This window comes from Microbacterium testaceum, from assembly GCF_003075375.1.
Lineage (GTDB): Bacteria > Actinomycetota > Actinomycetes > Actinomycetales > Microbacteriaceae > Microbacterium > Microbacterium testaceum_E.
This window is the reverse complement of sequence record NZ_QDFT01000022.1, coordinates 20,628-43,991: the sequence shown is the minus strand read 5'-3', so window position 1 is coordinate 43,991 and position 23,364 is coordinate 20,628. Positions and strand designations below refer to the sequence as shown.

Annotated in this window: 23 protein-coding genes; 17 read left to right on the top strand and 6 right to left on the bottom strand. The window is 70.6% G+C overall.

Annotated features, from left to right (window positions below):
* Positions 1-35 precede the first annotated feature (35 nt).
* The 6 genes from DC432_RS10080 (at position 36) to typA (ending at position 8,652) form a co-directional block, all read left to right on the top strand.
* Positions 36-584 (top strand): PH domain-containing protein, encoded by a 549-nt coding sequence (locus DC432_RS10080; RefSeq protein ID WP_116537785.1) that lies wholly within the window; start codon positions 36-38, stop codon positions 582-584.
* A gap of 220 nt (positions 585-804) precedes the next feature.
* A complete protein-coding gene (locus DC432_RS10075) occupies positions 805-1,785 on the top strand; it encodes an ABC transporter permease (RefSeq protein ID WP_116537784.1) in 981 nt (326 codons plus the stop codon).
* A gap of 1 nt (position 1,786) precedes the next feature.
* A complete protein-coding gene (locus DC432_RS10070; RefSeq protein ID WP_116537783.1) occupies positions 1,787-2,710 on the top strand; it encodes an ABC transporter permease in 924 nt (307 codons plus the stop codon).
* Positions 2,703-4,895, top strand: coding sequence for an ABC transporter ATP-binding protein (locus tag DC432_RS10065; RefSeq protein WP_431739680.1), 2,193 nt, complete (start codon positions 2,703-2,705; stop codon positions 4,893-4,895). The genes DC432_RS10070 and DC432_RS10065 overlap by 8 nt, the downstream gene beginning before the upstream one ends.
* Positions 4,896-4,899: 4 nt before the next feature.
* Positions 4,900-6,579 carry an ABC transporter family substrate-binding protein gene (locus tag DC432_RS10060; protein ID WP_116537781.1) on the top strand — a complete coding sequence of 560 codons (1,680 nt, stop codon included), beginning with the start codon at positions 4,900-4,902 and terminating at the stop codon, positions 6,577-6,579.
* Positions 6,580-6,738: 159 nt separating this feature from the next.
* Positions 6,739-8,652: a translational GTPase TypA gene (typA, locus tag DC432_RS10055; RefSeq protein WP_108317476.1), complete on the top strand. Its 1,914-nt coding sequence runs from the start codon at positions 6,739-6,741 to the stop codon at positions 8,650-8,652.
* Between the two features lie 380 nt (positions 8,653-9,032).
* Here the strand turns inward: typA and DC432_RS10050 are convergent, their stop codons facing one another.
* A complete protein-coding gene (locus DC432_RS10050; protein WP_116537780.1) occupies positions 9,033-9,584 on the bottom strand; it encodes a helix-turn-helix domain-containing protein in 552 nt (183 codons plus the stop codon).
* Positions 9,585-9,649: 65 nt separating this feature from the next.
* Between DC432_RS10050 and DC432_RS10045 the strand changes: the two genes are divergently transcribed.
* The 7 genes from DC432_RS10045 to ddaH all read left to right on the top strand — a co-directional run bounded on the left by DC432_RS10045 (position 9,650) and on the right by ddaH (position 15,309).
* A complete protein-coding gene (locus DC432_RS10045; protein WP_116537792.1) occupies positions 9,650-10,375 on the top strand; it encodes an AzlC family ABC transporter permease in 726 nt (241 codons plus the stop codon).
* Positions 10,372-10,686: an AzlD domain-containing protein gene (locus DC432_RS10040; protein WP_116537779.1), complete on the top strand. Its 315-nt coding sequence runs from the start codon at positions 10,372-10,374 to the stop codon at positions 10,684-10,686. Before DC432_RS10045 ends, DC432_RS10040 begins: the two co-directional genes overlap by 4 nt.
* Before the next feature lie 94 nt (positions 10,687-10,780).
* Positions 10,781-11,179 (top strand): histidinol dehydrogenase, encoded by a 399-nt coding sequence (locus DC432_RS10035; protein WP_116537778.1) that lies wholly within the window; start codon positions 10,781-10,783, stop codon positions 11,177-11,179.
* Between the two features lie 52 nt (positions 11,180-11,231).
* Positions 11,232-11,552, top strand: coding sequence for a ferredoxin (gene fdxA, locus DC432_RS10030; RefSeq protein WP_076676249.1), 321 nt, complete (start codon positions 11,232-11,234; stop codon positions 11,550-11,552).
* A gap of 3 nt (positions 11,553-11,555) precedes the next feature.
* Entirely contained in the window at positions 11,556-12,659 is a 1,104-nt protein-coding gene (gene dapC, locus DC432_RS10025; protein WP_116537777.1) for a succinyldiaminopimelate transaminase, read from the top strand.
* A 256-nt stretch (positions 12,660-12,915) separates the two neighbouring features.
* The gene (locus tag DC432_RS10020) at positions 12,916-14,211 is read left to right on the top strand and encodes a citrate synthase (RefSeq protein WP_108318244.1); all 1,296 of its coding nucleotides are present in this window, start codon (positions 12,916-12,918) and stop codon (positions 14,209-14,211) included.
* Between the two features lie 336 nt (positions 14,212-14,547).
* Positions 14,548-15,309 carry a dimethylargininase gene (gene ddaH, locus DC432_RS10015; RefSeq protein WP_116537776.1) on the top strand — a complete coding sequence of 254 codons (762 nt, stop codon included), beginning with the start codon at positions 14,548-14,550 and terminating at the stop codon, positions 15,307-15,309.
* 200 nt (positions 15,310-15,509) lie between these two features.
* On the opposite strand, the gene dapD is transcribed toward ddaH, so the two are convergent.
* Complete coding sequence (dapD, locus tag DC432_RS10010; RefSeq protein WP_116537775.1) at positions 15,510-16,430, bottom strand: 2,3,4,5-tetrahydropyridine-2,6-dicarboxylate N-succinyltransferase; 921 nt, start codon at positions 16,428-16,430, stop codon at positions 15,510-15,512.
* 43 nt (positions 16,431-16,473) lie between these two features.
* Here dapD and dapE point away from each other — a divergent pair, with 43 nt between their 5' ends.
* The 3 genes from dapE (at position 16,474) to DC432_RS09995 (ending at position 19,037) form a co-directional block, all read left to right on the top strand.
* A complete protein-coding gene (gene dapE / locus DC432_RS10005) occupies positions 16,474-17,550 on the top strand; it encodes a succinyl-diaminopimelate desuccinylase (protein ID WP_116537774.1) in 1,077 nt (358 codons plus the stop codon).
* The gene (locus tag DC432_RS10000) at positions 17,547-18,770 is read left to right on the top strand and encodes a hypothetical protein (RefSeq protein WP_116537773.1); all 1,224 of its coding nucleotides are present in this window, start codon (positions 17,547-17,549) and stop codon (positions 18,768-18,770) included. The genes dapE and DC432_RS10000 overlap by 4 nt, the downstream gene beginning before the upstream one ends.
* A gap of 93 nt (positions 18,771-18,863) precedes the next feature.
* Entirely contained in the window at positions 18,864-19,037 is a 174-nt protein-coding gene (locus DC432_RS09995; RefSeq protein WP_076490128.1) for a DUF3117 domain-containing protein, read from the top strand.
* An 81-nt stretch (positions 19,038-19,118) separates the two neighbouring features.
* Here the strand turns inward: DC432_RS09995 and DC432_RS09990 are convergent, their stop codons facing one another.
* Positions 19,119-19,757, bottom strand: a complete 639-nt coding sequence (locus tag DC432_RS09990) for an O-methyltransferase (protein WP_116537772.1) — start codon at positions 19,755-19,757, stop codon at positions 19,119-19,121.
* A 72-nt stretch (positions 19,758-19,829) separates the two neighbouring features.
* Here DC432_RS09990 and DC432_RS09985 point away from each other — a divergent pair, with 72 nt between their 5' ends.
* Positions 19,830-20,201 (top strand): Sec-independent protein translocase TatB, encoded by a 372-nt coding sequence (locus tag DC432_RS09985; protein WP_116537771.1) that lies wholly within the window; start codon positions 19,830-19,832, stop codon positions 20,199-20,201.
* A 102-nt stretch (positions 20,202-20,303) separates the two neighbouring features.
* Here the strand turns inward: DC432_RS09985 and DC432_RS09980 are convergent, their stop codons facing one another.
* Genes DC432_RS09980 through DC432_RS09970 form a run of 3 tightly spaced genes read right to left on the bottom strand, consistent with a single transcriptional unit; the run spans position 20,304 to position 23,310 of the window.
* Positions 20,304-21,452, bottom strand: coding sequence for an Mrp/NBP35 family ATP-binding protein (locus DC432_RS09980; RefSeq protein ID WP_116537770.1), 1,149 nt, complete (start codon positions 21,450-21,452; stop codon positions 20,304-20,306).
* Entirely contained in the window at positions 21,449-21,994 is a 546-nt protein-coding gene (locus DC432_RS09975; RefSeq protein WP_116537769.1) for a DUF1003 domain-containing protein, read from the bottom strand. Before DC432_RS09975 ends, DC432_RS09980 begins: the two co-directional genes overlap by 4 nt.
* Positions 21,994-23,310 (bottom strand): magnesium transporter MgtE N-terminal domain-containing protein, encoded by a 1,317-nt coding sequence (locus DC432_RS09970; protein ID WP_116537768.1) that lies wholly within the window; start codon positions 23,308-23,310, stop codon positions 21,994-21,996. The genes DC432_RS09975 and DC432_RS09970 overlap by 1 nt, the downstream gene beginning before the upstream one ends.
* Between the last annotated feature and the right edge of the window lie 54 nt (positions 23,311-23,364).

Below are 23,364 nucleotides of genomic sequence, written 5' to 3'. Positions count from 1 at the left end.
GCGACGAGCGCTATCGGGGCGCGGAGCATCCTCGGGTGTTCCGCGCCCCGTCGTCGGTCGTGGGTTTGATCCTGGCCGCGGCCCTCGCGGCCGTCCTCCTGGGGGATGCCGCGCTCCGCGCCGGCGTCGGCGAGATGCTGCTGATCGCCCCGTGGGTGCTCTTGGCGCTGTGGGGCGTGTACGCCCTGATCTTCGCGCCGCACGTGCGCATCGACGCTCGTGGCATCCGCATCCACAATCCCCTTCGAATCGCCGAGATCGCGTGGGCCCGCGTGACCGACATCGACATGCGGTGGCAGCTCGAGGTGCGCACCGACGAACCCCGCGTGTACAAGGCGTTCGGGGGGCCCGTCGCGGGTCGCCCCGGCCGGCCCTCGCTGCGGCGCGACGAGGAGCGCGGACGCCGTGAGCCTCCGGCCATCCGCGACCTGGTCGTCATCCAGGACGCGTGGGAGTCCGCGCGAGAGGCCGCCGATGCCGCGGGCGGCGTCCGGCGTGTCTGGGACATTCCCTCGGTGATTTCCCTGGCGGTTCTGATCGTCTGGGTTATTATCGCTTTGTTCATCTCAGGCGGTGTTCGTTAAGCGCAGTGCTGCGCTCGACGTGAGCCGTCGTGGCAAAGCGCCATGTAAGAGCTTTGTTACGGTCGTGAAAAGTGTGTTCCCCCGGCACACGTTCCGCGAGAAGCCGACGTAGGGTCGCTGAAGATCCTTAGCAAGGCGAACGAATAAGCGGGGATCTCGAAGGCGAGAGGACCACCATGATGCAGACCATCGACACGTTCCGGACGGGCTGCCGCACGTCATGACGCTGTACGTTCTGCGACGGTTCCTGAACTACGCCGTCCTGAGCCTGCTGGCGACGTGCCTGGCGTACGTGCTGGGCAGCGCTCTGCTGCGTCCCCAGGACCGCTTCTACGGCATGAACCCGCGTCCGCCCGAGGACTCCATCATCGCGAGCCTGAACAACCTCGGCGCCAACCCCGACGTCCCGATCATCGTGCGCCTGTGGAACTGGCTCGTGAATCTGTTCACGAAGTTCTCGCTGGGCTCGACCATCGGCGGACAGGACGTCGTCACCGAGATCGCGGCCCGCGCCGGCACCAGCCTGCGCCTGCTGCTGATCGGCTCGCTCATCGGCGCGGTGGTGGGCGTGCTCATCGGCGTGTGGGGCGCGGTGCGCCAGTACCGTGCGAGCGATCAGATCACCACCTACGCCTCGTACCTGGTCTTCGCGACGCCGACGTTCGTCATCGGCGTCCTGCTGATGATCGCGGCGACCGGCTTCAACAACGCCGTGGGGACCCAGGTGATCCGCTTCACGGGCGAGTACACGGCCGGGATCGAGGGATTCTGGCCGACGGTCGCCGACCGCGCCGTCCACCTGCTGCTGCCGACCCTCGCGCTCGTGCTCATCAGCGCGGCCTCGTACTCGCGCTACCAGCGCAGCATGATGCTCGACGTGCTGGGCGCCGACTACATCCGCACGGCCCGCGCCAAGGGCCTGCCGCGCACCCAGGCGCTGTTCCGCCACGGCGTGCGCATCGCCCTGATCCCGATGTCGACCTTCTTCGCGTACAGCTTCGGCACCCTGATCGCCGGTTCCACGATGCTCGAGATCGTCTTCTCGTGGCGCGGCATGGGCCAGTTCCAGCTGAACGCGGTGACCCAGCAGGACATCAACGCGGTGGCGGGCTCGACGCTCTTCGTCGCGGTGCTCGTGCTGCTGTCGTCGACCCTGTCCGAAGTGCTGTACGCAGCCCTCGACCCGAGAGTGAGGAGCTGACATGACCATGCAGGAAGAAGCCCTCGACGGAACGCTCGTCGCGCCCAGCCCCGTGACCCGCGAGCGCAAGCCGCTGTCGCGCGGAGCCCTCGTCCGCGCGCGTCTGCGCAAGATGCCCCGGTTCTGGGTGGGCGCGAGCATCCTCGTCTTCATCGTGCTGTGGGCCTTCATCGGACCGCTGCTCTACCCCTACGACGCCAGCCAGCGCGACTTCCTCAACGTGGGGCTCGGTCCGACCCAGCTGCACTGGTTCGGCACCAACGGCATCGGCCAGGACATCTACGCGCAGACCCTCGTGGGCCTGCAGAAGTCCCTCATCATCGGCGCCCTCGCGGGTATCGGCGCGACGCTCATCGCCGCGGCGGTCGGCTCGGTCGCCGGGTACCTCGGCGGAAAGATCGACGCCGTCATCGGCTGGCTCATCCACCTGCTGCTGGTGATCCCGTCGTTCTTCATCCTCGTGCTGCTGAGCCCGCTGACGCGCGGCCTGTCGTGGCTGGCGCTGACGTTCTTCCTCGCGGCGTTCAGCTGGATGATCCTGGCCCAGGTCGTGCGCAACCAGACCCGGTCGCTGCGCAACCGCGACTTCGTCCGCGCGGCCCGCTACATGGGCATGCCGACGCGCCAGATCCTCGGGCGTCACATCATCCCCAACATCGCCTCGCTGCTCATCATCGACGCGACCCTCGGGATCGTGGCGGCCATCATGGCCGAGACCTCGCTGAGCTACTTCGGCTTCGGTGTGCAGCCGCCCGACGTGTCGCTCGGCACGCTGCTGGCCGCCGGCACCTCGGCCGCCGTCACCCGCCCGTGGCTGTTCGTCTACCCGGCCGGCGTGCTGATCGTGCTGCTCCTGGCCATCAGCCTCATCGGCGACGCCCTGCGCGACGCCATCGACCCCACCTCGGGAGCGAACCGTGACTGACACCCGTTCCGCCACCATGCTGTCTTCGACCGGACGCTCGCCGCTGCTGTCGGTGCGCGACCTCAGCGTCACCTTCCCGCAGCGCGAGGGCAACGCCGTCCGCGCGGTCCGCGGCATCTCGTACGACGTGCACGAGGGCGAGTTCCTCGGCATCGTGGGGGAGTCCGGCTCGGGCAAGAGCGTGTCCTCGCTCGCCGTCATGGGGCTGCTGCCCTCGAACGCCCGCGTCGAGGGCGACATCGTCTACGACGGCCGTTCGCTGCTGACGATGAACGACGCCCAGCTGTCGAAGATCCGCGGCGCGGAGCTGGCGATGGTCTTCCAGGACCCGCTGTCCGCGCTGACCCCGGTCTACACCGTGGGCGAGCAGATCTCCGAGGGTCTGCGCCTGCACGACCGCGCCCTGTCCGCTCAGGCCGCGCACGCCCGCAGTGTCGAACTGCTCAAGCTCGTCGGCATCCCGGATGCCGAGCGCCGGGCCCGCGCGTACCCGCACGAGTTCTCGGGCGGTATGCGCCAGCGCGCGATGATCGCCATGGCGATCGCCAACGACCCGCGCGTCATCATCGCCGACGAGCCGACGACCGCGCTCGACGTCACGATCCAGGCGCAGATCCTCGAGGTGCTGCAGAAGGCGCGCGAGGTCACGGGGGCGGCCGTCGTGCTGATCACCCACGACCTCGGCGTCGTCGCCGGCCACGCCGACCGCGTCGCCGTGATGTACGCCGGCAAGCTGGTCGAGCGCGGCTCCGTCGACGAGATCTTCCACGACCCGCACATGCCGTACACCGTGGGGCTGCTGCGCTCGGTGCCCAACATGCAGACCGCGGGTTCGCACCGGCTCGTCCCGCTCGAGGGGCGTCCGCCGTCCCTGGCGAACCTGCCGAAGGGCTGCCCTTTCGCGGCGCGGTGCCCGATCGCCATCGACGCCTGCCACGACGTCGAGCCCGAGCTGGTCGTGCACGGGAAAGACCCCGACCACGTCTCGGCCTGCATCCGCGCCGACGAGATCGCCGCGGGCTCCCTGGCCCGACCCGACATCTTCCCGCGTCCCGAGGCGCTCGGCGAGATCCCGCCGCTGCGCGCGGACGTCACGCCCGCGGTCGCGGTGAAGGACCTCGTCAAGCACTTCCCGCTGATGAAGGGCGCGGTGTTCCCGCGACGCATCGGCACGGTGCGCGCGGTCGACGGCATCTCGTTCTCGATCCAGCCCGGTCGCACGATGGGCCTGGTGGGGGAGTCGGGGTGCGGAAAGACCACGACGATCCTCGAGATCATGGAGATGGTCGCACCGCAGAGCGGCAGCATCCACATCAACGGCACCGACGTGGCCACCGTCAGCCGCAAGGACAAGGCGACGCTGCGCAAGGGCATCCAGATCGTCTTCCAGGACCCGATGGGCGCGATCGACCCGCGCCTTCCCGTCGGCGAGGTCATCACCGAGCCGCTGCTGGTCCAGGGCGTCCCGCGCGCGGAGCGCGACCGCAAGATGACCGAGCTGCTCGAGCTCGTCGGGCTCGACCCGAACATGTCCGACCGCTACCCGCACGAGTTCTCGGGCGGTCAGCGTCAGCGCATCGGCATCGCCCGCGCCCTGGCGACCGACCCCGCGGTCGTCGTCCTCGACGAGCCCGTGTCGGCGCTGGACGTGTCCATTCAGGCGGGCGTCATCAACCTGCTCGAAGACCTCAAGGAACGCCTCGGTCTGTCGTTCCTCTTCGTCGCGCACGATCTCGCCGTGGTGCGCCAGATCGCCGACGACGTCGCGGTCATGTACCTCGGGCGCATCGTCGAGCAGGGCCCGGTCGACGCGGTGTTCGACGACCCACGGCATCCGTACACCAAGGCCCTCATCTCGGCGGCGCCGATCCCCGATCCGCGTATCGAGCGACAGCGCACCCGCATCCTGCTGGACGGCGACCTGCCGAGCCCGACGCAGGAGATCTCGGGATGCCGTTTCCGCACGCGGTGCCCGCTGTACCGCCTGCTGCCCGACGCCGACCGGCGCCGGTGCGACTCCGACGACCCCGGTCTGCGCCCGTCGGCGCACTCCGAGGTGGCGTGCCACTACGCCGAACGGTCCGACCTCGTCCTCGAGACGGCGGCGGCCGGTTCCCCCCGAACGTCTTCGACCGACGGCACCACGTCGTCGAAGGCCCTCCCTGATCACCAACGAGAGGATTGATCACATGCAGATCCGCAAAGCGAAGGGGCTCGGTGCGCTCGCGCTGCTGAGCGCCGCCGCCCTGGCGATCGCCGGGTGCGCGCCCGGCAACACCGCGGCGCCGTCGGCCAACCCCGACGACCAGAACGCGCTGCCCTCGACCGCGTGGGTGCGCGCCGACGCCTCGAGCGTGCAGGACGGCGGCACGCTGACGCTCGCCGTTTCGTCGCTGCCGGTGAACTGGAACATCTACCAGATCGACGGCAACGAGCGCGACACCAACGACATCTACTCCACGATGAGCGGCGGTCCGATCAAGATCGACGAGTCGGGTGAACCCGTCGTGGACGAGAACTACGCCTCGTCCGCCGAGCTCGTCAGCGAGGACCCGCAGGTCGTCGAGGTCAAGCTGAACCCGAATGCCGTCTGGGAGGACGGCACGCCCATCACCGTCGCCGACTACCAGGGGATGTGGAAGGCCAACAACGGCTCGAACCCCGACTACGTCGTCACCTCGACCACCGGCTGGGACCAGGTCTCGTCCGTCGAGCAGGGCGAGGACGAGTTCGATCTGAAGATCACCTTCTCGTCCGTGTTCGCCGACTGGCAGTCGCTGCTCAGCCCCGTGCTCAAGGCCAGCGTCACCGCCGACCCGACCACGTTCAACACCGGTTACACGACGCAGGCCGTGCCGTCCTCGGGCCCCTTCAAGGTGCGCTCGATCGACGCCACCGCCGGTGTCGCGACGCTGGAGCGCAACCCCAACTGGTGGGGCGAGACGCCCAAGCTCGAGACCATCGTCTACCGCGCGGTGAGCCAGGACCAGCAGGGCTCCTCGTTCAGCAACGGTGAGATCGACGCCGTCGAGATCTCGGCCAACGCCGACCTCTACCAGACCGCCCAGGGCGTGCAGGGCGCGCAGATTCAGGCGTCGAACGGTCTGACCTGGACGCACATCACGATGCGCGCCTCGGACGGCCCGCTCGCCGACGTCAACGTCCGCAAGGCCGTGGCATCCATCGTCAACCGCGAGCAGATCGCGAACACGGCGAACTCGCCCGTCGGCGTCCCCGCGATCACGCAGGGCAGCTACATCTTCATGCCCGGACAGGACGGCTACACCGACGGTGCGCTGCCCTACGACACCGACGCGGGCGCGAAGTACCTCGAGGACGCCGGTTACACGAAGGACGGCGACTCCTGGGTCAAGGACGGTACCCCGCTGAAGTTCTCGGTGACGGTCCCCGCCGACACCGCGACCAACGTCCAGCGCGCCGAGCAGATCCAGGCCGACCTCGGCGAGTTCGGCATCCCCGTCGAGCTCGTCTCGGTCCCCGTGGGCGGCTACTTCAGCGACTACATCATCCCCGGCGACTTCGAGATGGTGACCTTCTCGTGGGTGGGCACCGCCTACCCGATCTCGTCGACCCGTTCGCTGTTCACCCCCGTGGACTCGGAGCAGAACTTCACCGGCATCGCCGATGAGCGTCTGGACGGTCTGTGGGAGCAGGCGAACAACGAGCTCGACCCGACCGCGCGTCTCGAGACCGCGCAGGAGATCGACAAGGTGCTGTGGGAGTCGGTGCCGATCATCCCGATCGCCCCGCTGCCCAACGTCTGGGCCGTCAAGCAGGGTCTCGTGAACTGGGGCGCCACCCAGTTCGAGACCGTCGACTGGACGATCGTCGGCTTCCAGAACAGCTGAGTCCGGCATCGTTCGAGGGGGCGGGGTCCTTCGGGATCCCGCCCCTTTTCGTGCGCCGTGGCCGTTCCTGAACGTGCGCTGCCGGGAGTGTCGCGGGCGCCCGGTAGACTGGGGTGGCCCGATTCCGGGCGCAACCCCGAAATTTCCTGGAGACCCTCCATGGCGCACGCCCTTCGTCCTGACCTCCGCAACGTCGCGATCGTCGCGCACGTCGACCACGGCAAGACGACCCTCGTCGACGCCATGCTCCGCCAGACCGGCTCGTTCGGCGACCACGCGCACGTCGAAGAGCGCGCGATGGACTCGAACGACCTCGAGCGCGAGAAGGGCATCACGATCCTCGCCAAGAACACGGCGATCACCTACAACGGCATCCACACCGAGGTCCCAGTGACGATCAACGTCATCGACACCCCCGGTCACGCCGACTTCGGTGGAGAGGTCGAGCGCGGTCTGTCCATGGTCGACGGCGTCGTGCTGCTGGTCGACGCGTCCGAGGGCCCGCTGCCTCAGACGCGCTTCGTGCTGCGCAAGGCTCTCGAGGCCAAGCTCCCCGTCATCCTGCTGGTCAACAAGACCGACCGCCCCGACGCCCGCATCGCCGAGGTCGAAGAAGAGGCGCACGACCTGCTGCTGGGCCTGGCGTCCGACCTGGTCGACGACGTGCCCGACCTCGACGTCGACGCCCTGCTCGACGTGCCGGTGGTCTACGCCTCGGGTCGTGCGGGCGCGGCATCCCTGAACCGTCCCGACAACGGCGCGCTGCCCGACAACGACGACCTCGAGCCGCTGTTCGCCGCGATCCTCGAGCACGTGCCGGCACCGGCCTACGACGACGAGGCGCCGCTGCAGGCGTGGGTCACCAACCTCGACTCCTCGCCGTTCCTCGGTCGTCTGGCGCTGCTGCGCGTGTTCAACGGCACGCTCAAGAAGGGCCAGACCGTGGCCTGGGTGCGCGCCGACGGCACCACCAGCAACGCCCGCGTCACCGAACTGCTCAAGACCCGCGCCCTCGAGCGCTACCCCGCCGAGGACGCCGGCCCCGGTGACATCGTCGCCATCGCCGGTTTCCCCGACATCACCATCGGCGAGACCATCGCCGACCCCGAGGACGTGCGCCCGCTCAAGGCGATCACGGTCGACGACCCGGCCATCTCGATGACGATCGGCACCAACACCTCGCCCCTCATGGGCAAGGTCAAGGGCCACAAGCTCACCGCCCGCATGGTCAAGGACCGCCTCGACCGCGAGCTGATCGGTAACGTCTCGCTCAAGGTCGTCGACATCGGGCGCCCCGACGCGTGGGAGGTCCAGGGCCGCGGCGAGCTCGCCCTGGCGATCCTGGTCGAGAACATGCGTCGCGAGGGCTTCGAGCTCACCGTCGGCAAGCCCCAGGTCGTCACCAAGCGCGGCGAGGACGGCAAGCTCAAGGAGCCCTTCGAGCACCTCACCATCGACGCCCCCGAAGAGCACCTCGGCGCGATCACGCAGCTCATGGCCGCCCGCAAGGGACGCATGGACAACATGACGAACCACGGCACCGGGTGGGTGCGCATGGAGTTCGTCGTGCCCTCGCGTGGCCTGATCGGCTTCCGCAGCGAGTTCCTCACGATCACGCGCGGCACCGGCATCGCCAACGCCATCTCGCACGGCTACGACGACTGGGCGGGCTCGATCACCACGCGTCAGAACGGCTCGATCGTCGCCGACCGCATGGGTGTCGTCACCCCGTTCGCCATGATCGCCCTGCAGGAGCGCATGAGCTTCTTCGTGCAGCCCACCGAAGAGGTCTACGAGGGCATGGTCATCGGCGAGAACTCGCGCGCCGACGACATGGACGTCAACATCACCAAAGAGAAGAAGCTGACGAACATGCGTTCGTCGACGTCGGACTCGTTCGAGTCGATGACGCCCCCGCGCGTGCTCACGCTCGAGGAGTCGCTCGAGTTCGCGCGCGACGACGAATGCGTCGAGGTCACCCCCGAGAAGGTGCGCATCCGCAAAGTCGTGCTCGACGCGACCGAGCGCGGCCGCGCCGCCTCTCGCCTCAAGCGACAGGATGCCAACGCCTGACGTCGCGTCCCGTCGAACGGCCCCGCCCAGCTCGCGCTGTGCGGGGCCGTTCGCCGTTTCTCGGGGCGGGGCGCCGTGGAGCGGGCGCGCCGGGGGCGTGCACAGCTGCGGGGCGGTCGGGCGACACGCCGTGTGAGTCGAGGGTCGGGGCGGCGTGTCGGGGGTGAGGCCCGCCGTTGTGCACGGTGACGGCCCGGCCGGGGGACGGGCCGGGCCGGGGGCCCGTCGTTGCCTCGACGGTGCGGCGGCGACACCGTGCAGCGTGCACAACTGCGGGGCGGGCGGGCGACACGCCGTGTGAGTCGGTGGTCGGGGCGGCGTGTCGGGGGTGAGGCCCGCCGTTGTGCACGGTGACGGCCCGGCGGGGACGGGCCGGGCCGTCAGCGCGACTCGACCACGCAGACGGCGCTCATGCCGGGGGTCAGGGCCTCGAAGACGTGCGGGGCGTCGCCCGCGTACGACAGGTAGTCACCGGGCGAGAGCTCGAACGGGGCGTCCGCGGGTCCGACGAGGCCCCGTCCCGACACGAGGACGACGTGCTCGATCGTGCCGCGGGGGTGCGGCTCGGAGCGGCGGGGGGTCCCGGGCTCGGCGGAGAGCAGATAGATGTCACGGCGCGCGTGCGGGGGACTCGCCGAGAGCAGCACGGCGACATAGGCCGAGGATGCCGAGGCCACCGCCGTCCCCGCCTCGCCCGCCCGGATCAGGGTGGGGGAGTGCGCTCCCTCGTCCACGAAGTCCGCGAAGGGGATCTCGAGCGCCGACGCGAGCGCCCACAGCGTCTCGACGCTGGGGTTGCCGCCCCCGTTCTCTAGCTGCGAGACGGTCGCCTTGGCGACGCCGGCGCGTCGCGCCAGCTCGGACGCGCTGAGATCGCGGCGCTCGCGCTCTCGTCGGAGCGTCGCCGCGATGCGGTCGCCGAGATCGGTCATGCGTTCATTATGGTCGTCGATCGTTCGACTTGACGAACAGATGCGCATCGTTCACGATGATGCGCATGCGTTCGTTCTACCGAACACCCGAGGGGGATGCCACCCGCCAGGGTCTCGCCGTGGCCCTCGCCACGAGCGCCTACGGCATCTCGTTCGGTGCGCTGTCGGTGGCATCCGGTCTCGACGTCTGGCAGACGTGCGTGCTGAGCCTGCTGATGTTCACGGGCGGCTCGCAGTTCGCCTTCGTCGGTGTCGTCGCCGCCGGAGGTCTCGCCGCCGCGCCCGCGGCGATCGCCTCGGCCGCGCTGTTGGGGGTGCGCAACGCCGCCTACGCCATGCGGATGGCTCCGGTGGTCGGCGGGGGAGCGTGGCGCAAGGCCGCCGCGACCCCCTTCACGATCGACGAGTCCGTCGCCGTGGCGCTCGCCCACGAGACGCCGCGGGCCCGTCGTGCCGGGTTCTGGGTGACGGGCATCGCGATCTGGGTGGGCTGGAACCTCTCCACGCTGGCGGGCGCGCTGCTCGGGGACGTGCGGGGCGACCCGCGCGCGTACGGACTCGATGCGGCCGCGGCAGCCGCTTTCCTCGCTCTGCTCTGGCCACGGCTGCGTGGCCGGCAGCCCCTCGCGGTCGCCGCCGGCGCGGCGGTCGTCGCGGCCGCGTTGACGCCGTGGCTGCTGCCCGGCATCCCGGTCATCGCCGCCGCGGGAGTCGCCGTGGCCGTCGGTCTCTTCGACCCGCGACGCCCCCCTTCGACACCGGTCGTCACCGATGAGGACGGGATGCCATGACCCTGTGGACCGCGGTGCTCCTGGCATCCGTCATCTGTCTTGCGCTCAAGGCGACCGGGTATCTGCTGCCCGCCCGCTGGCTCGACGCGCCCCGCCCGGCGCGCATCGCGGACCTGCTGACGGTCGCGCTGCTCGCCGCGCTCGTGGTCGTGCAGACCGCGGCGGCGGGACCGGCGATCGTGATCGATGCGCGCCTTCCGGCGGTCGGGGTGGCAGCGGTGCTGCTGTGGGTGCAGGCGCCGTTCCTCGTCGTCGTGGCCGGAGCGGCCGTCACCGCGGCACTGCTGCGCCTCGGGGGGTGGGCGGCCTGAGGGGTTCGCGCGCCGGGACCGCGCCGGTCCCATAGCACCGCACGAGCGTCGGCGGCTCAGCCGGCGCAGAGGAGCCGCACGTAGACTGGCGCCCGTGACTTCGAGGATTCTGCGCGTCGTCGGCTGGGTCGTCGCCCTGCTGGTGGGGGCGTTCTACGGCGCCGCCGGAACCGTGGGTCAGGCGTTCCTCGTCGGTCCGCTGCCCGTCGGACTCATCCTGGCCACGATCGGCAGCGCCGCCCTGCTCGTGGCTCTGCGCAGCCTGACCGGTGATCGCCTCAACGCCCTGGCGGGCGGGCTGGGCCTGACGGCCGCGACCTACCTGTTCTCGCAGATCGGGCCGGGCGGGTCGGCGATCGTGGCCGCGCCCACGGCCGGCACGGAGTGGATCCCGATCGTCTGGACCGTCGTGGGTCCGGCCCTCATGGTGCTCGTGGCGCTCTGGCCCGACTTCTCGCGCTTCGGCGACGCCCCGCGCCCCGCCGGATCATAGGGCCACGGCCCGTCGGCCGGGCCGGGTGTCCCGGCGGGATTAGACTGACCCCGTGACTTACGTGATCGCCCTCCCGTGTGTCGATGTCAAAGACCGCGCCTGCATCGACGAGTGTCCGGTCGACTGCATCTACGAAGGCGAGCGGTCGCTCTACATCCACCCCGACGAATGCGTCGACTGTGGTGCGTGCGAGCCGGTCTGCCCGGTCGAGGCCATCTACTACGAGGACGACCTGCCCGAAGAGTGGTCCGACTACTACAAGGCCAACGTCGAGTTCTTCGATGACATCGGCTCGCCCGGTGGGGCCGCCAAGGTGGGCGTGATCGCCAAGGATCACCCCGTCGTGTCGTCGCTTCCCCCGCAGAGCCACTGAGTCGTGGGCGTCGCCGACCTCGCCGACTACCCCTGGGATGCCGTCGCCCCGTACGCGGAGCGTGCACGGCGCCACCCCGACGGGATCGTCGACCTGTCGATCGGCTCGCCCGTCGACCCGACGCCGGCCGTCGTCGCGGCGGCCCTCGCCGACGCGACCGACGCGCACGCCTATCCGCAGACCGCGGGCACCCCGGCGCTGCGCGAGGCGATCGCCGAGTGGTACCACCGCCGTCGCGGTGTTCCGGGGCTGAGCGCCGAGAACGTGCTGCCGACCGTCGGTTCCAAAGAGCTCGTCGCCCTGTTGCCGCTGCTGCTCGGGCTCGGCCCCGGCGATGCCGTAGTGCATCCCCGCGCCGCCTACCCCACGTACGAGGTCGGCGCTCGCCTGGTGGGCGCCGAGGCAGTGGCATCCGATGATCCCGACCAGTGGCCCTCTCACGCGCGCCTCATCTGGATCAACTCGCCGGGGAACCCCGACGGCCGGGTGCTGTCGACGGATGAACTCCGGGATGCCGTGACCCGCGCGCGCGAGATCGGCGCCGTCTTGGCCTCGGACGAGTGCTATGCCGAACTGGGCTGGGACGCCCCGTGGGACGCGCAGCCCGTGCCGAGCGTGCTCGACCCGCGCGTCGTCGGCGACGACCTGGCCGGGGTGCTGTCGGTGTACTCCCTCAGCAAGCAGTCGAACCTCGCGGGGTACCGTGCGGCCTTCCTGGCCGGCGATCCGACGCTCGTGGAGCGCCTGCTGACCGGGCGCAAGCACCTGGGCCTCATGCCGCCCGCGCCCGTGCAGCGCGCGATGACCGTCGCCCTCGGCGACGACCAGCACGTCGCCGCGCAGCGCGCGCTCTACGCCCGCCGCCGCGCGGTGCTCAAGCCCGCGATCGAGGCCGCCGGCTTCACCATCGACCGCAGCGAGGGCGGGCTGTACCTGTGGGCCACCGAGGGCCGTGACGCGTGGGAGAGCGTCGGGCGCCTGGCCGAGCTCGGCATCCTGGTCGGACCGGGACATTTCTACGGCACCCACTACCCGGATCACGTGCGGTTCTCGCTCACGGCCACCGATGAGCGCATCGCCGCGGCGGCGGCGCGCCTGGCCGGCTGACGGCCCCGGGCGGGTCTTCGCCCTCATCCGGCGCGCTGATCAGGAGGATCCCTCCATTCGATGGGAGCATCCTTTGGCGGTGTCATCTGTACGACCCCTGGCCTACTAGGCTGTAGAAGCACAGCGTCCGGGGCATCCCTCCGTGCGCGTGCCGACCCGGAGGCCATACCCGTGGCATCCATCGGTCGAGAAGACCGCGGGTGCCGCAAGCCTCGCGATCGACCGGACGGGCGACCAGAAATCGCAAGGAGGCGCGGTGAGCGACGCGGGCACGCAGCAGGACAAGGCCACTCTCACGGTAGGGGGCAAGGCCGCCGAATTCCCGGTCCTGCGAGGCACCGACGGCGTCCCGAGCATCGACATCGCGTCGCTGACCAAGCAGACCGGTCACACGACGATCGACTACGGATTCGTCAACACGGCGTCGACCAAGTCCGACATCACCTTCATCGACGGCGATCAGGGCATCCTCCGCTACCGCGGCTACCCGATCGAGCAGCTCGCGAAGAACAGCACCTACCTCGAGGTCGCGTGGCTGCTCATCTACGGCGAGCTGCCCTCGGCATCCGAGCTGGCGTCGTTCGACGAGCGCATCCGCCGCCACACCCTGCTGCACGAAGACCTCAAGCGCTTCTTCTCGTCGCTGCCGCCGACCGCGCACCCCATGTCGGTGCTGTCGGCCGCGACCGCCGCTCTGTCGACCTACTACGAGGCCGAGTCCGACCCGCACAACCCCGAGCACGTCGAGCTCAACACGGTGCGCATGCTCGCGAAGCTCCCCGTGATCGCGGCCTACGCGCACAAGAAGAGCATCGGCCAGGCCTTCCTGTACCCCGACAACTCGCTGAGCTTCGTCGACAACTTCCTCAAGCTGAACTTCGGCGTGCTGAGCGAGATCTACCAGGTCAACCCGGTCATGACGAAGGCGCTCGACCTGCTGCTCATGCTGCACGCCGATCACGAGCAGAACGCCTCGACCTCGACGGTGCGTCTGGTCGGGTCGACCGGTGCCAACCAGTTCGCGTCGATCTCCGCCGGCATCCAGGCCCTCTCCGGACCCCTGCACGGCGGCGCCAACGAGGCCGTGCTGCAGATGCTCGGCCGCATCCGCGACTCGGGCGAGAGCGTCGAGCGCTTCGTCGAGCGGGTCAAGAACAAAGAAGAGGGCGTCAAGCTCATGGGCTTCGGCCACCGGGTCTACAAGAACTACGACCCCCGCGCCAAGCTCGTCAAAGAAGCGGCCGACGAGGTGCTCGAGGCCCTCGGCGTCAGCGACCCGCTGCTCGACCTCGCGAAAGAGCTCGAGCAGATCGCGCTGCAGGACGACTACTTCAAGGAGCGTCGCCTGTACCCCAACGTCGACTTCTACACCGGCGTGATCTACAAGGCGATGGGCTTCCCCACGCGCATGTTCACCGTGCTCTTCGCGATCGGTCGCCTGCCCGGCTGGTTGGCGCAGTGGCGCGAGGCGATCACCGACCCGCAGACCAAGATCGGCCGCCCGCAGCAGCTGTACACGGGTGCCGCCGAGCGCAACTACCCCGGCGTCTGAGCCGGCGTCGAACGCCCCGTCCCTCTTCGGAGGGGCGGGGCGTTCTTCTTGGGGGCGGCCGTGCTCGTCCCACTTTTGGTCGGTCGGGAGGCTGCCGAACCGCGATATGTGGGACATACCCCGTCAGAAGTGGGACATGGCGTCGGTGGCGTGGCTGGTGAGCCCGGCGCTCGGGGCCTCGTCCCACTTTTGGTCGGTCGGGAGGCTGCCGAACCGCGATATGTGGGACATACCCCGTCAGAAGTGGGACATGCGCCCCCGTAAGTGGGACGAGGGGAGGGGGAGCCGCGCGAACGCCGATCCGCGACGCCCGCCGAGACCCACTAGGGTCGGGGCATGCCGCGCCTGCTGGTCCGCCGCCCCTCGCCCCTGCTCGCCGAGGGCGAGCTCACGCACCTCGACCGCGTGCCGGTCGACGCCGATCTGGCTGTCGAGCAGTGGCGCGGATACGTCGACGCCTTCCGCTCGCGCGGCTGGGACGTGATCGAGATCGAGCCGGCCGACGCGCATCCCGACGGGGTCTTCGTCGAGGATGCCGTGGTGATCTTCGGCGACCTGGCCGTGCTGTGCCGGGCGGGCGCCGAGTCGCGCCGAGGCGAGGCCGAGACGGTGCGCGTCGGGGTGGTGGCATCCGGGATCGACACCGCCGAGATCGCCGAGCCGGGCACCCTCGACGGCGGCGACGTGCTCAAGGTCGGCGACACCGTGTACGTGGGCGCGTCGTCCCGCACGAATGCGGAGGGCATCGCGCAGCTGCGAACGCTGCTCGAGACGCGCGGGTGGGTCGTGCGCGAGATCCCGGTCGGCAAGGTGCTGCACCTCAAGTCGGGGGTGACGGCGCTACCGGACGGCACGGTGATCGGGTTCGAGCCGCTCGTCGACGACCCTGGTCTGTTCCCGCGGTTCGCGGGCGTCCCCGAGGAGCACGGCACCGCAGTGGTGGTGCTCGACGACAGCACCGTGCTGATGTCGGCGGATGCTCCCGAGACGGCCGCGTCGCATCGCGCGCGGGGGCTCGAGGTCGTCACGGTGGACATCAGCGAGTTCGAGAAGCTCGAGGGGTGCGTCACCTGTCTGTCGGTGCGCGTGCGTGACTGACGGGGCGGCTCCGGTCGGCGTCGTGGCGCCGATAAACGCCATCTGTGCCGAGAAACGCGGTGACGGAGCGTTTCTCAGCACGGACAGCGTTTATCGGCGTCTTCCCGCGGGCGCGGGGCCCCGCGGGCGCGACACCCCGCGGGCGCGACACCCCGCGGGCGCGGGACCCCGTGGGCGGCGTCAGCCGGGGCGCCGCGCGCTCAGGCGTGCAGGGCGTCGTTCAGCGTCACGCCGACGCCGGCGCGCGCCGAGGCCTCGACCGCACCCGTGAGGGAGTTGCGGCGGAACAGGATGCCGTCGCGGCCCGACAGTTCGCCGGCCTTGACCGTCTCGTCTCCGACGCGGACCTTCGTGCCCGCCGTGACGTAGAGCCCGGCCTCGACGACGCAGTCGTCGCCCAGCGAGATGCCGATGCCGGCGTTCGCGCCCAGCAGGGTCCGCGCGCCGATCGAGACGCGGTGGGTGCCGCCGCCCGACAGCGTGCCCATGATCGAGGCGCCTCCGCCGATGTCGGTGCCGTCGCCGATCACGACGCCCTGCGAGACGCGGCCCTCGATCATCGACGAGCCGAGGGTTCCGGCGTTGAAGTTGACGAAGCCCTCGTGCATCACGGTGGTGCCGGGGGAGAGGTGCGCGCCCAGGCGAACCCGCGACGCGTCGGCGATGCGCACCCCGGCGGGCAGGACGTAGTCGGTCAGACGCGGGAACTTGTCGAGCCCCTGGAGCTGGATGCCGTGGGCCCGCAGCCGCGGCAGCAGGCGCGTCGCGTCATCGGGGTGCATCGGGCCCGCTGTCGTCCACGCCACGTTGGGCAGGTGGCCGAAGATGCCGTCGAGGTTGATCTCGTTCGGACGCACGAGCAGGTGCGACAGCGCGTGCAGGCGCAGGTAGGCGTCGACGGTCGAGGTCGGGGCGGCATCCGCGTCGATCTGCAGCGACACGGTCTCGACGACGACACCGCGGCGCTCGTCGGGGCCTGCGGACGCGGACAGCTCCGTTTCGAGAGCGGAGAGGTCGTCGATGGCGCCGAGCCGCGGGTTCGGGAACCACGCGTCGAGCACCGTTCCCCCGGTGGTCCGCGTCGAGAGGCCGGCAGCGCTGATCAGTCGTTCGTCACTCACGAGCCCAGGCTACCGGCGCGACCGCGTGTGAAATGATCGGGGCATGCCCGGGCTCGACCTCACGTCCTCTTCCGTCGCCCTCACGCGGGCCATCTGCGACATCCACAGCGTGTCGGGGGACGAGACTCCTCTCGCGGATGCCATCGAAGCCGCCGTCTCGGCGTACCCCCACCTCGAGGTGACCCGCGACGGCGACACGATCGTCGCCCGGACCACCCTGGGCCGGGCGCGCCGCGTCGTGATCGCCGGGCACCTCGACACGGTGCCCATCAACCGCAACCTCCCGGTCGAGGACCGTGAGATCGACGGCGAGGCGTTCCTGTGGGGGCGCGGCACCGTCGACATGAAGGCGGGCGTCGCCGTGCAGCTCAAGCTCGCGGCCGAGCTCAGCGCACCCCCGGTCGACATCACCTGGATGTGGTACGACCACGAAGAGGTCGACTCGTCGCTGAACGGCCTCGGCCGACTCGCTCGCAACCGTCCCGACCTGTTCGAGGGCGACTTCGCAATCCTCGGCGAGCCGAGCAACGGCGAGGTCGAGGGGGGCTGCAACGGCACCCTCCGCGCTGTCGTGCGCACCACCGGCGTCCGCGCGCACAGCGCCCGCTCCTGGATCGGCGAGAACGCCATCCACAAGGCCGCACCCATCCTCGCCCGCCTGGCCGAGTACCGCGCGCGCGAGATCGAGGTCGAGGGGCTCGTCTACCGCGAGGGCCTCAACGCCGTGTCGATCACGGGCGGCGTGGCGGGCAACGTCATCCCCGACGCGTGCGCCGTCGAGGTCAACTACCGCTTCGCGCCCAGCCGCGACGCCGAGGCCGCCGCGCGCGTCGTGCGCGACGTCTTCACCGGTTTCGCGGTCGAGATCGTCGACATCGCCGAGGGCGCCCGTCCCGGACTCGACGCCGAGCTCGCGACACAGTTCGTGGATGCCGTCGGCGCCGCCCCGAAGCCCAAGTACGGCTGGACGGACGTGGCGCGGTTCTCGGCCCTCGGCATCCCGGCCGTCAACTACGGTCCCGGCGACCCGCACCTCGCGCACCACGACGAGGAGCGGGTCCCCGTCGCGCAGATCGTGGCGGTCGAGGACGGTCTGCGCGCCTGGCTGAGCGGGTCGTGACCACCGGGGTCTCGGCATCCGCGCCGGTCCGGGTGTGGTCGCGCCTGCCCGTGGCCGCGCGCATCGCGCTCGTCTACGTCGCGGCGCGCCTGGTCACCACCGGGTTCTTCCTCGCCGCCGCGGCCCTGTCGACGCCGGCCTCGCGCTACGGCGTCTCTCCGTCTCTCGCCGACCTCTCGATCGGGTGGGACGCCCAGTGGTACTGGCTGGTCGCGGTGTCGGGCTACCCGACCGAGCTGCCCCTCGCTGCGGGCGGGCACATCGCCGAGAACGCCTGGGCCTTCATGCCGCTGTACTCGTGGCTGTCGGGTGCCGTGGGGGCGCTCATGGGGTCGTGGGGCGCCGGCGCGGTGACCATCTCGCTGCTGTCGGGCTATGGCGCGTGCGTCGTGCTGCACGCCCTGCTGCGCGAGCGCATCGGTGCGTCGGCGGCGATGTGGGCGGTCGTCCTGTTCGCGTGCGGTCCGCTGGCGGCGCTGTTCCAGGTCGGCTACGCCGAATCGCTGTTCCTGCTGCTGCTGTTCCTGGCCCTGCGCTGCGTCCAGCTGCGGCGGTGGGGCTGGCTCTACGCGCTCGTGCCGGCGATGGGGTTCACCCGCCCCGGCATCCTGGCCTTCGCGCTGTTCCTCGGGCTGTACGGCATCCATCGATTCCTGCGTCGACGCCGCGAACCGCTGCCGTCGCGCGAGGTCGTGCACCTCGTCGCGCTGGGTGCGCTGGCCACGATCGTCGGGTTCTCGTGGCAGGTGATCGCGGCCGCGGTCACCGGTGATCCGGGGGCGTACCTGGCGACCGAGCTCGCCTGGCGCCGCAACTGGACGGGGAACAGCGAGGGTGGATTCCTGCCCGGTGACGGGTGGGTGCAGGCCGCCGGCTTCTGGTTCACGCAGTGGGGTCTCGGCGTCTGGGCCGGGTACGCCTTCCTCGTCGTGCTGATCGTCGGCACGGCGTGCGTGCTGCTGTTCGTGCCGCAGGTGAAGAAGCTCGGCGTCGAGGTGCGGCTGTGGTCGGCGAGCTACCTGATCTATCTGCTGCTGGTGTTCTTCCCGCAGTCGAGCGTGTTCCGCCTGCTCGTCCCGGTGTCGCCGCTGTGGGGGGCGCTGGCCCTCCCGCGCTCGCGCGCGTGGCGCATCGGCGTCCTGGCCCTGTCGCTGCTGGGCCAGTGGTGGTGGATCTACAACATGTACGGCCTGGGCAACGCCTACTGGCAGATCCCCTGAGACGGCCGATGACCGCGTCGGGGCGCCCCGACACGGGGTGCCCGCGACGACCGACTAAACTAGTTCACGACCAATCACGAAAAGGGGGCCGCGATGGCAGCCATGAAGCCGCGTACCGGTGACGGACCGATGGAGGCCGTGAAGGAGGGCCGGTTGATCATCGTGCGGGTTCCGCTCGAGGGTGGCGGGCGACTCGTCGTCTCCGTCAACGACGCCGAGGCGAAAGAACTCTACGACGTGCTCGGAGGGGTCGTCGGCGCCGCCTGACGATCTTCGCGCTCACGGAAGCCGGTCCTACGGGACCGGCTTTCGTCGTTCCCGGGGGCGTTGCGCGCCGGGCTCTTCGGGTCAGCCCTGGGTGGGACGGGTGGTCAGCTGCAGCAGCCCTTCACCCGTCGTCGACAGGGCGCCGATCACGGCGGGGGACGCCTGCACCTCTTGGATGAGCGACCGGTAGGCGGTGGTGACGGCGTCGCGGCGCACCGGGTCGGCGACGGCGCCGCCGGACAGGACGCGGGGGATGAGCACCGTGCCGCCCGCGCGCACCAGACGCAGGCCGTGCTCGACGTACTCGATGACGCCCTCGGGGTCGGCGTCGATGAAGACGATGTCGTACGAGGCCTCGTTCATGCGGGGCAGCACGTCGGCGGCGCGGCCGGTGATGAAGCGGGCCCGCGCCGCGGGGACGCGCGCGTCGGCGAAGGCCTGACGGGCGGCGCCGAGGTGCTCGGGCTCGCTGTCGATCGTGGTGATCGTCGCGCGCGGTGATCCGTGCAGCAGCCACAGGCCCGAGACGCCTCCGCCGGTGCCGACCTCGACGATGTTGAGCGCGCGCGACGCGGCCGAAATCACCGCCGCCTGGGCGCCCACCGCGGGGCTGATGGGGGCCGCGCCGAGCTCGAGCGCGTGCGCTCGGGCGCGAGCGATGTGCTCGGGCTCGACCGTCGTCTCTTGCACGAACCGCTCGTTCGCTTCATGACCGCTCACGTGGACCTCCACCCATCAGGCTAGACGGCCCGGCGGTGCGAACCCCCGAGGCGCGGCCGGTAATCTGGACCCATGTTCTTCGGCCTCACGATCGAGAAGCTGATGCTGATCGGCGTGATCGCCGCTGTGCTCATCGGCCCCGAGCGTCTTCCGCGGTACGCCGAGGCGCTGGCGAAGTTCACCAAGCGCGCGAAAGAGACACTGCAGGGTGCGCGCACCCGCATGCGCGACGAGATGGGTCCCGAGTTCGACGACGTCGACTGGAAGAAGCTCGACCCCCGCCAGTACGACCCGCGCCGCATCATCCGCGAGGCACTCCTCGACGACACCCCCACGGCCACGATGCGCGCCGCCGGTGCCGCGGCCCTCGCCGCGCGCGAGAAGCCGGCCACCACGCCGTTCGTGGCGGGGGAACGCCCGCCGTTCGACGACGAATCCACCTGATCCGACCGGGGTCCGACGGTCTCGGCCACCGGGGGCGGGGCCGCGACCCGACCCGACCGGCCTCCGACGTTCTCGGCCACCGGGGGCTGAGCCCCGCGGGCCTCAGACGCTCAGGCGCAACGGTTTGCCGGCCAGACCCCGCGGGCGCACCGCGAGGGCCGCGGCGGCGGCATCGATCGCGCGGGCGGCCGGGTCGTCGGGCTGCGACAGCACCACGGGTCTCCCGTCGTCCCCTCCCGCGCGGAGCGCCGGGCTGAGCGGAACGGATGCCAGCAGCGGCACCGCGGCATCGGCGCTCGACAGGGCGCGCGCGACCTCGTCGCCGCCCCCGGCGCCGAACAGGTCGAGCACCGTCCCGTCGGGAAGGGTCATGGCGGCCATGTTCTCGATCACGCCGATCGGTCTCTGACCCGTCTGCCGCGCGACCAGACCCGATCGCACCGCCACCTCGGCGGCCGCGGCCTGCGGGGTCGTCACGACGAGGACGTCGGCGTGGGGGAGCAGCTGCCCCACCGAGATCGCGACGTCGCCGGTTCCCGGCGGCATGTCGAGCAGCAGCACGTCGAGGTCGCCGAAGAAGACGTCGGTGAGGAACTGCTGCACGGTGCGGTGCAGCATGGGTCCTCTCCAGGCGACCGCGCCCGCGGCATCCTCTCCGGGACGGCGCAGGAACATGCCGATCGAGATCACCTTCACGCCGTAGGCGACCGGCGGCAGGATCAGGTCGTCCAGACGCGTCGGGGCCGGGGGCAGGCCGTCGGCGTCGACCAGGCCCATCAGGCCCGGGATCGAGAAGCCGTGGACGTCGGCGTCGATGAGCCCGACGCGCAGGCCCCGGGCGGCCAGGGCGACCGCGAGGTTCGCGGTGACGGTGGACTTTCCGACCCCGCCCTTGCCGCTGGTCACGGCGATCACGCGCGTGAGCGAATCGGGTCCGAACGGCATCTCGCGCTTCGCCCGACCACCGCGCAGCTTGTCGGTGAGGGCCTTGCGCTCGTCGGGCGACATGACGCCGACCCGCACCTCGACCGCGTCGATCCCGTCGACCGAGGCCGCGGCATCCCGGACCTCTCTTTCGATGCGGTCCGCGGCGGGGCACCCGACGATCGTCAGGGCGATGCCGACGTCGGCGACACCGTCCGCGACGGTGATCTCGCGCAGCATGTCGAGGTCGCCGAGGGGCCGGCGCAGTTCGGGATCGGTGACGGCCGCGACCGCGTCGCGGACGCGATCGGCGAGCGCCGCGGTCACGGGGTGGCTCGCGGAGCGGTCGAGCGGGCGGCGGTGTCGGGCTGGTCGTCCAGGCGTTCCAGCAGCGCCTTGAGCTCGGTGCGCAGCGTGTCCTTGGTGATGACCTCGTCGGTCAGGTCGCGCACGGCCATGCGCAGCGCCACGATCTCGCGGGCGAGGTACTCGGTGTCGGCGAGGTTGCGCTCCGCGCGCTGGCGGTCCTGCTCGATCTGCACGCGGTCGCGGTCGTCCTGCCGGTTCTGTGCGAGCAGGATCAGCGGGGCCGCGTACGAGGCCTGCAGCGAGAGCACGAGCGTCAGGGCGGTGAAGCCGATGTCGGCCGAATCGAAGCGCAGGTCGTCGGGCATGAGCGAGTTCCACCCCATCCACACCACGCAGAACAGTGTCAGCGACAGCAGGAACGTGGGCGTGCCCATCGCGCGTGCCACCCACTCGGTGAAGCGTCCGAAGCGGTCGCGCGAGGGCTGGGGGGTGCGAGGGGCGAGCACACCGGTGCGCCCGCGGGGCGCATCGAGGGCCGGCTGCTTGTTGTTGCGTGCCATCAGCGCCTCCTCGGGGTCTGCGGGATCTGGGGGATGCTCTGCGTCGCGAGCGGTCTGACCGACGTCGGCGGTCTCGGATCATCGCTGTCGTGCGTGCGCCAGTCGTCGGGCAGCAGGTAGTCGAGCACGTCGTCGACGCTGACGCAGCCGACGAGGCGGTGGGCCTGATCGACGACGGGGAGCGAGACGAGGTTGTAGCTGGCCAGCAGGCGCGCGACCTCGGCCGCCGTGGCGTCGGAGGGGACGGGCTCGAGCGTGTCGTCGATGATGGCGCCCAGCCGCTCGTGCGGCGGGTAGCGCAGCATCCGCTGGAAGTGCACGGTGCCCAGCAGGCGTCCGGTCGGCGTCTCGTACGGAGGCAGGGTGATGAACACGGATGCCGCGAGCGCCGGGTGCAGTTCGTGCCGACGGATCAGGGCCAGGGCCTCGGCGACCGTGGCGTCGGCCGACAGCACGATGGGCTCGGGGGTCATCAGACCACCGGCGGTATCGGGTCCGTACTGCAGCAGCGCGCGGACGTCGTCGGCCTCTTCGGGCTCCATCAGATCGAGCAGCTGCTCGGAGCGCGACTCGGGCAGCTGACCGAGCAGGTCGGCGGCGTCGTCGGGTTCCATGGCATCCAGGATGTCGGCGGCGCGTTCGTCGCCGAGCTGCTCGAGGATGTGCACCTGCTCGTCCTCGGGCATCTCTTCGAGGGCGTCGGCCAGACGGTCGTCGCTCAGCTCTTCTGCGACCTCGATCAGACGCTCCTCGGGCAGGTCGAGGAGGGTGTTGGCCAGGTCGGCGGGCTTGAGCTCGGAGTACGTCGCCACGAGCTGCTCGGCGGACTGCGCCTCGCCGGGCGTCTGGTTCTCGCGCACCTCGCCCCAGGCGGCGAAGGTCGTGGCGCCCTTGGCGAAGGGCGACGCGCTCGTGCGCGGGCGACGCAGGAACAGCTGGCCCACGTCCCACTCGCCGAGGCGGTTGCGCTCGATCGCGACGTCCTCGATCACGGCGGAGCCCGAGCCGTCGACGAGGCTCACGCGGCGTCCGAGCATCTCGGCCATCACGCGCACCTCGCCGCCGCGCTGCTGGAAGCGGCGCACGTTGATGAGGCCGGTCGTGATGACCTGACCGGCCTGGATCGAGGTGACGCGTCCGATGGACACGAACACATGTCGACGGCCCGGGATCTCGACGACGAGGCCCACGACGCGCGGTGCGGCGGAGGCGCGGTAGATCACCACGACGTCGCGCACCCGGCCCAGACGGTCTCCCGCCGGGTCGAACACCGTGCAGCCCGCCAAGCGGGCGACGAAAACCCTTTGCGTGCTCACCGGTACAGCGTAGTCCGCACCTCGTCGGCAACACCTCGGGAACGGTCAGGCGTG

Excerpts from the sequence above, each read along its gene's own strand:
- DC432_RS10075 (WP_116537784.1), top strand. The coding sequence starts at position 805 with ATGACGCTGTACGTTCTGCGACGGTTCCTGAACTACGCCGTCCTGAGC.
- DC432_RS10070 (WP_116537783.1), top strand. The coding sequence starts at position 1,787 with ATGACCATGCAGGAAGAAGCCCTCGACGGAACGCTCGTCGCGCCCAGC.
- DC432_RS10060 (WP_116537781.1), top strand. The coding sequence starts at position 4,900 with ATGCAGATCCGCAAAGCGAAGGGGCTCGGTGCGCTCGCGCTGCTGAGC.
- typA (WP_108317476.1), top strand. The coding sequence starts at position 6,739 with ATGGCGCACGCCCTTCGTCCTGACCTCCGCAACGTCGCGATCGTCGCG.
- DC432_RS10050 (WP_116537780.1), bottom strand. The coding sequence starts at position 9,584 with ATGACCGATCTCGGCGACCGCATCGCGGCGACGCTCCGACGAGAGCGC.
- DC432_RS10045 (WP_116537792.1), top strand. The coding sequence starts at position 9,650 with ATGCGTTCGTTCTACCGAACACCCGAGGGGGATGCCACCCGCCAGGGT.
- DC432_RS10040 (WP_116537779.1), top strand. The coding sequence starts at position 10,372 with ATGACCCTGTGGACCGCGGTGCTCCTGGCATCCGTCATCTGTCTTGCG.
- ddaH (WP_116537776.1), top strand. The coding sequence starts at position 14,548 with ATGCCGCGCCTGCTGGTCCGCCGCCCCTCGCCCCTGCTCGCCGAGGGC.
- dapE (WP_116537774.1), top strand. The coding sequence starts at position 16,474 with ATGCCCGGGCTCGACCTCACGTCCTCTTCCGTCGCCCTCACGCGGGCC.
- DC432_RS09995 (WP_076490128.1), top strand. The coding sequence starts at position 18,864 with ATGGCAGCCATGAAGCCGCGTACCGGTGACGGACCGATGGAGGCCGTG.
- DC432_RS09985 (WP_116537771.1), top strand. The coding sequence starts at position 19,830 with ATGTTCTTCGGCCTCACGATCGAGAAGCTGATGCTGATCGGCGTGATC.
- DC432_RS09975 (WP_116537769.1), bottom strand. The coding sequence starts at position 21,994 with ATGGCACGCAACAACAAGCAGCCGGCCCTCGATGCGCCCCGCGGGCGC.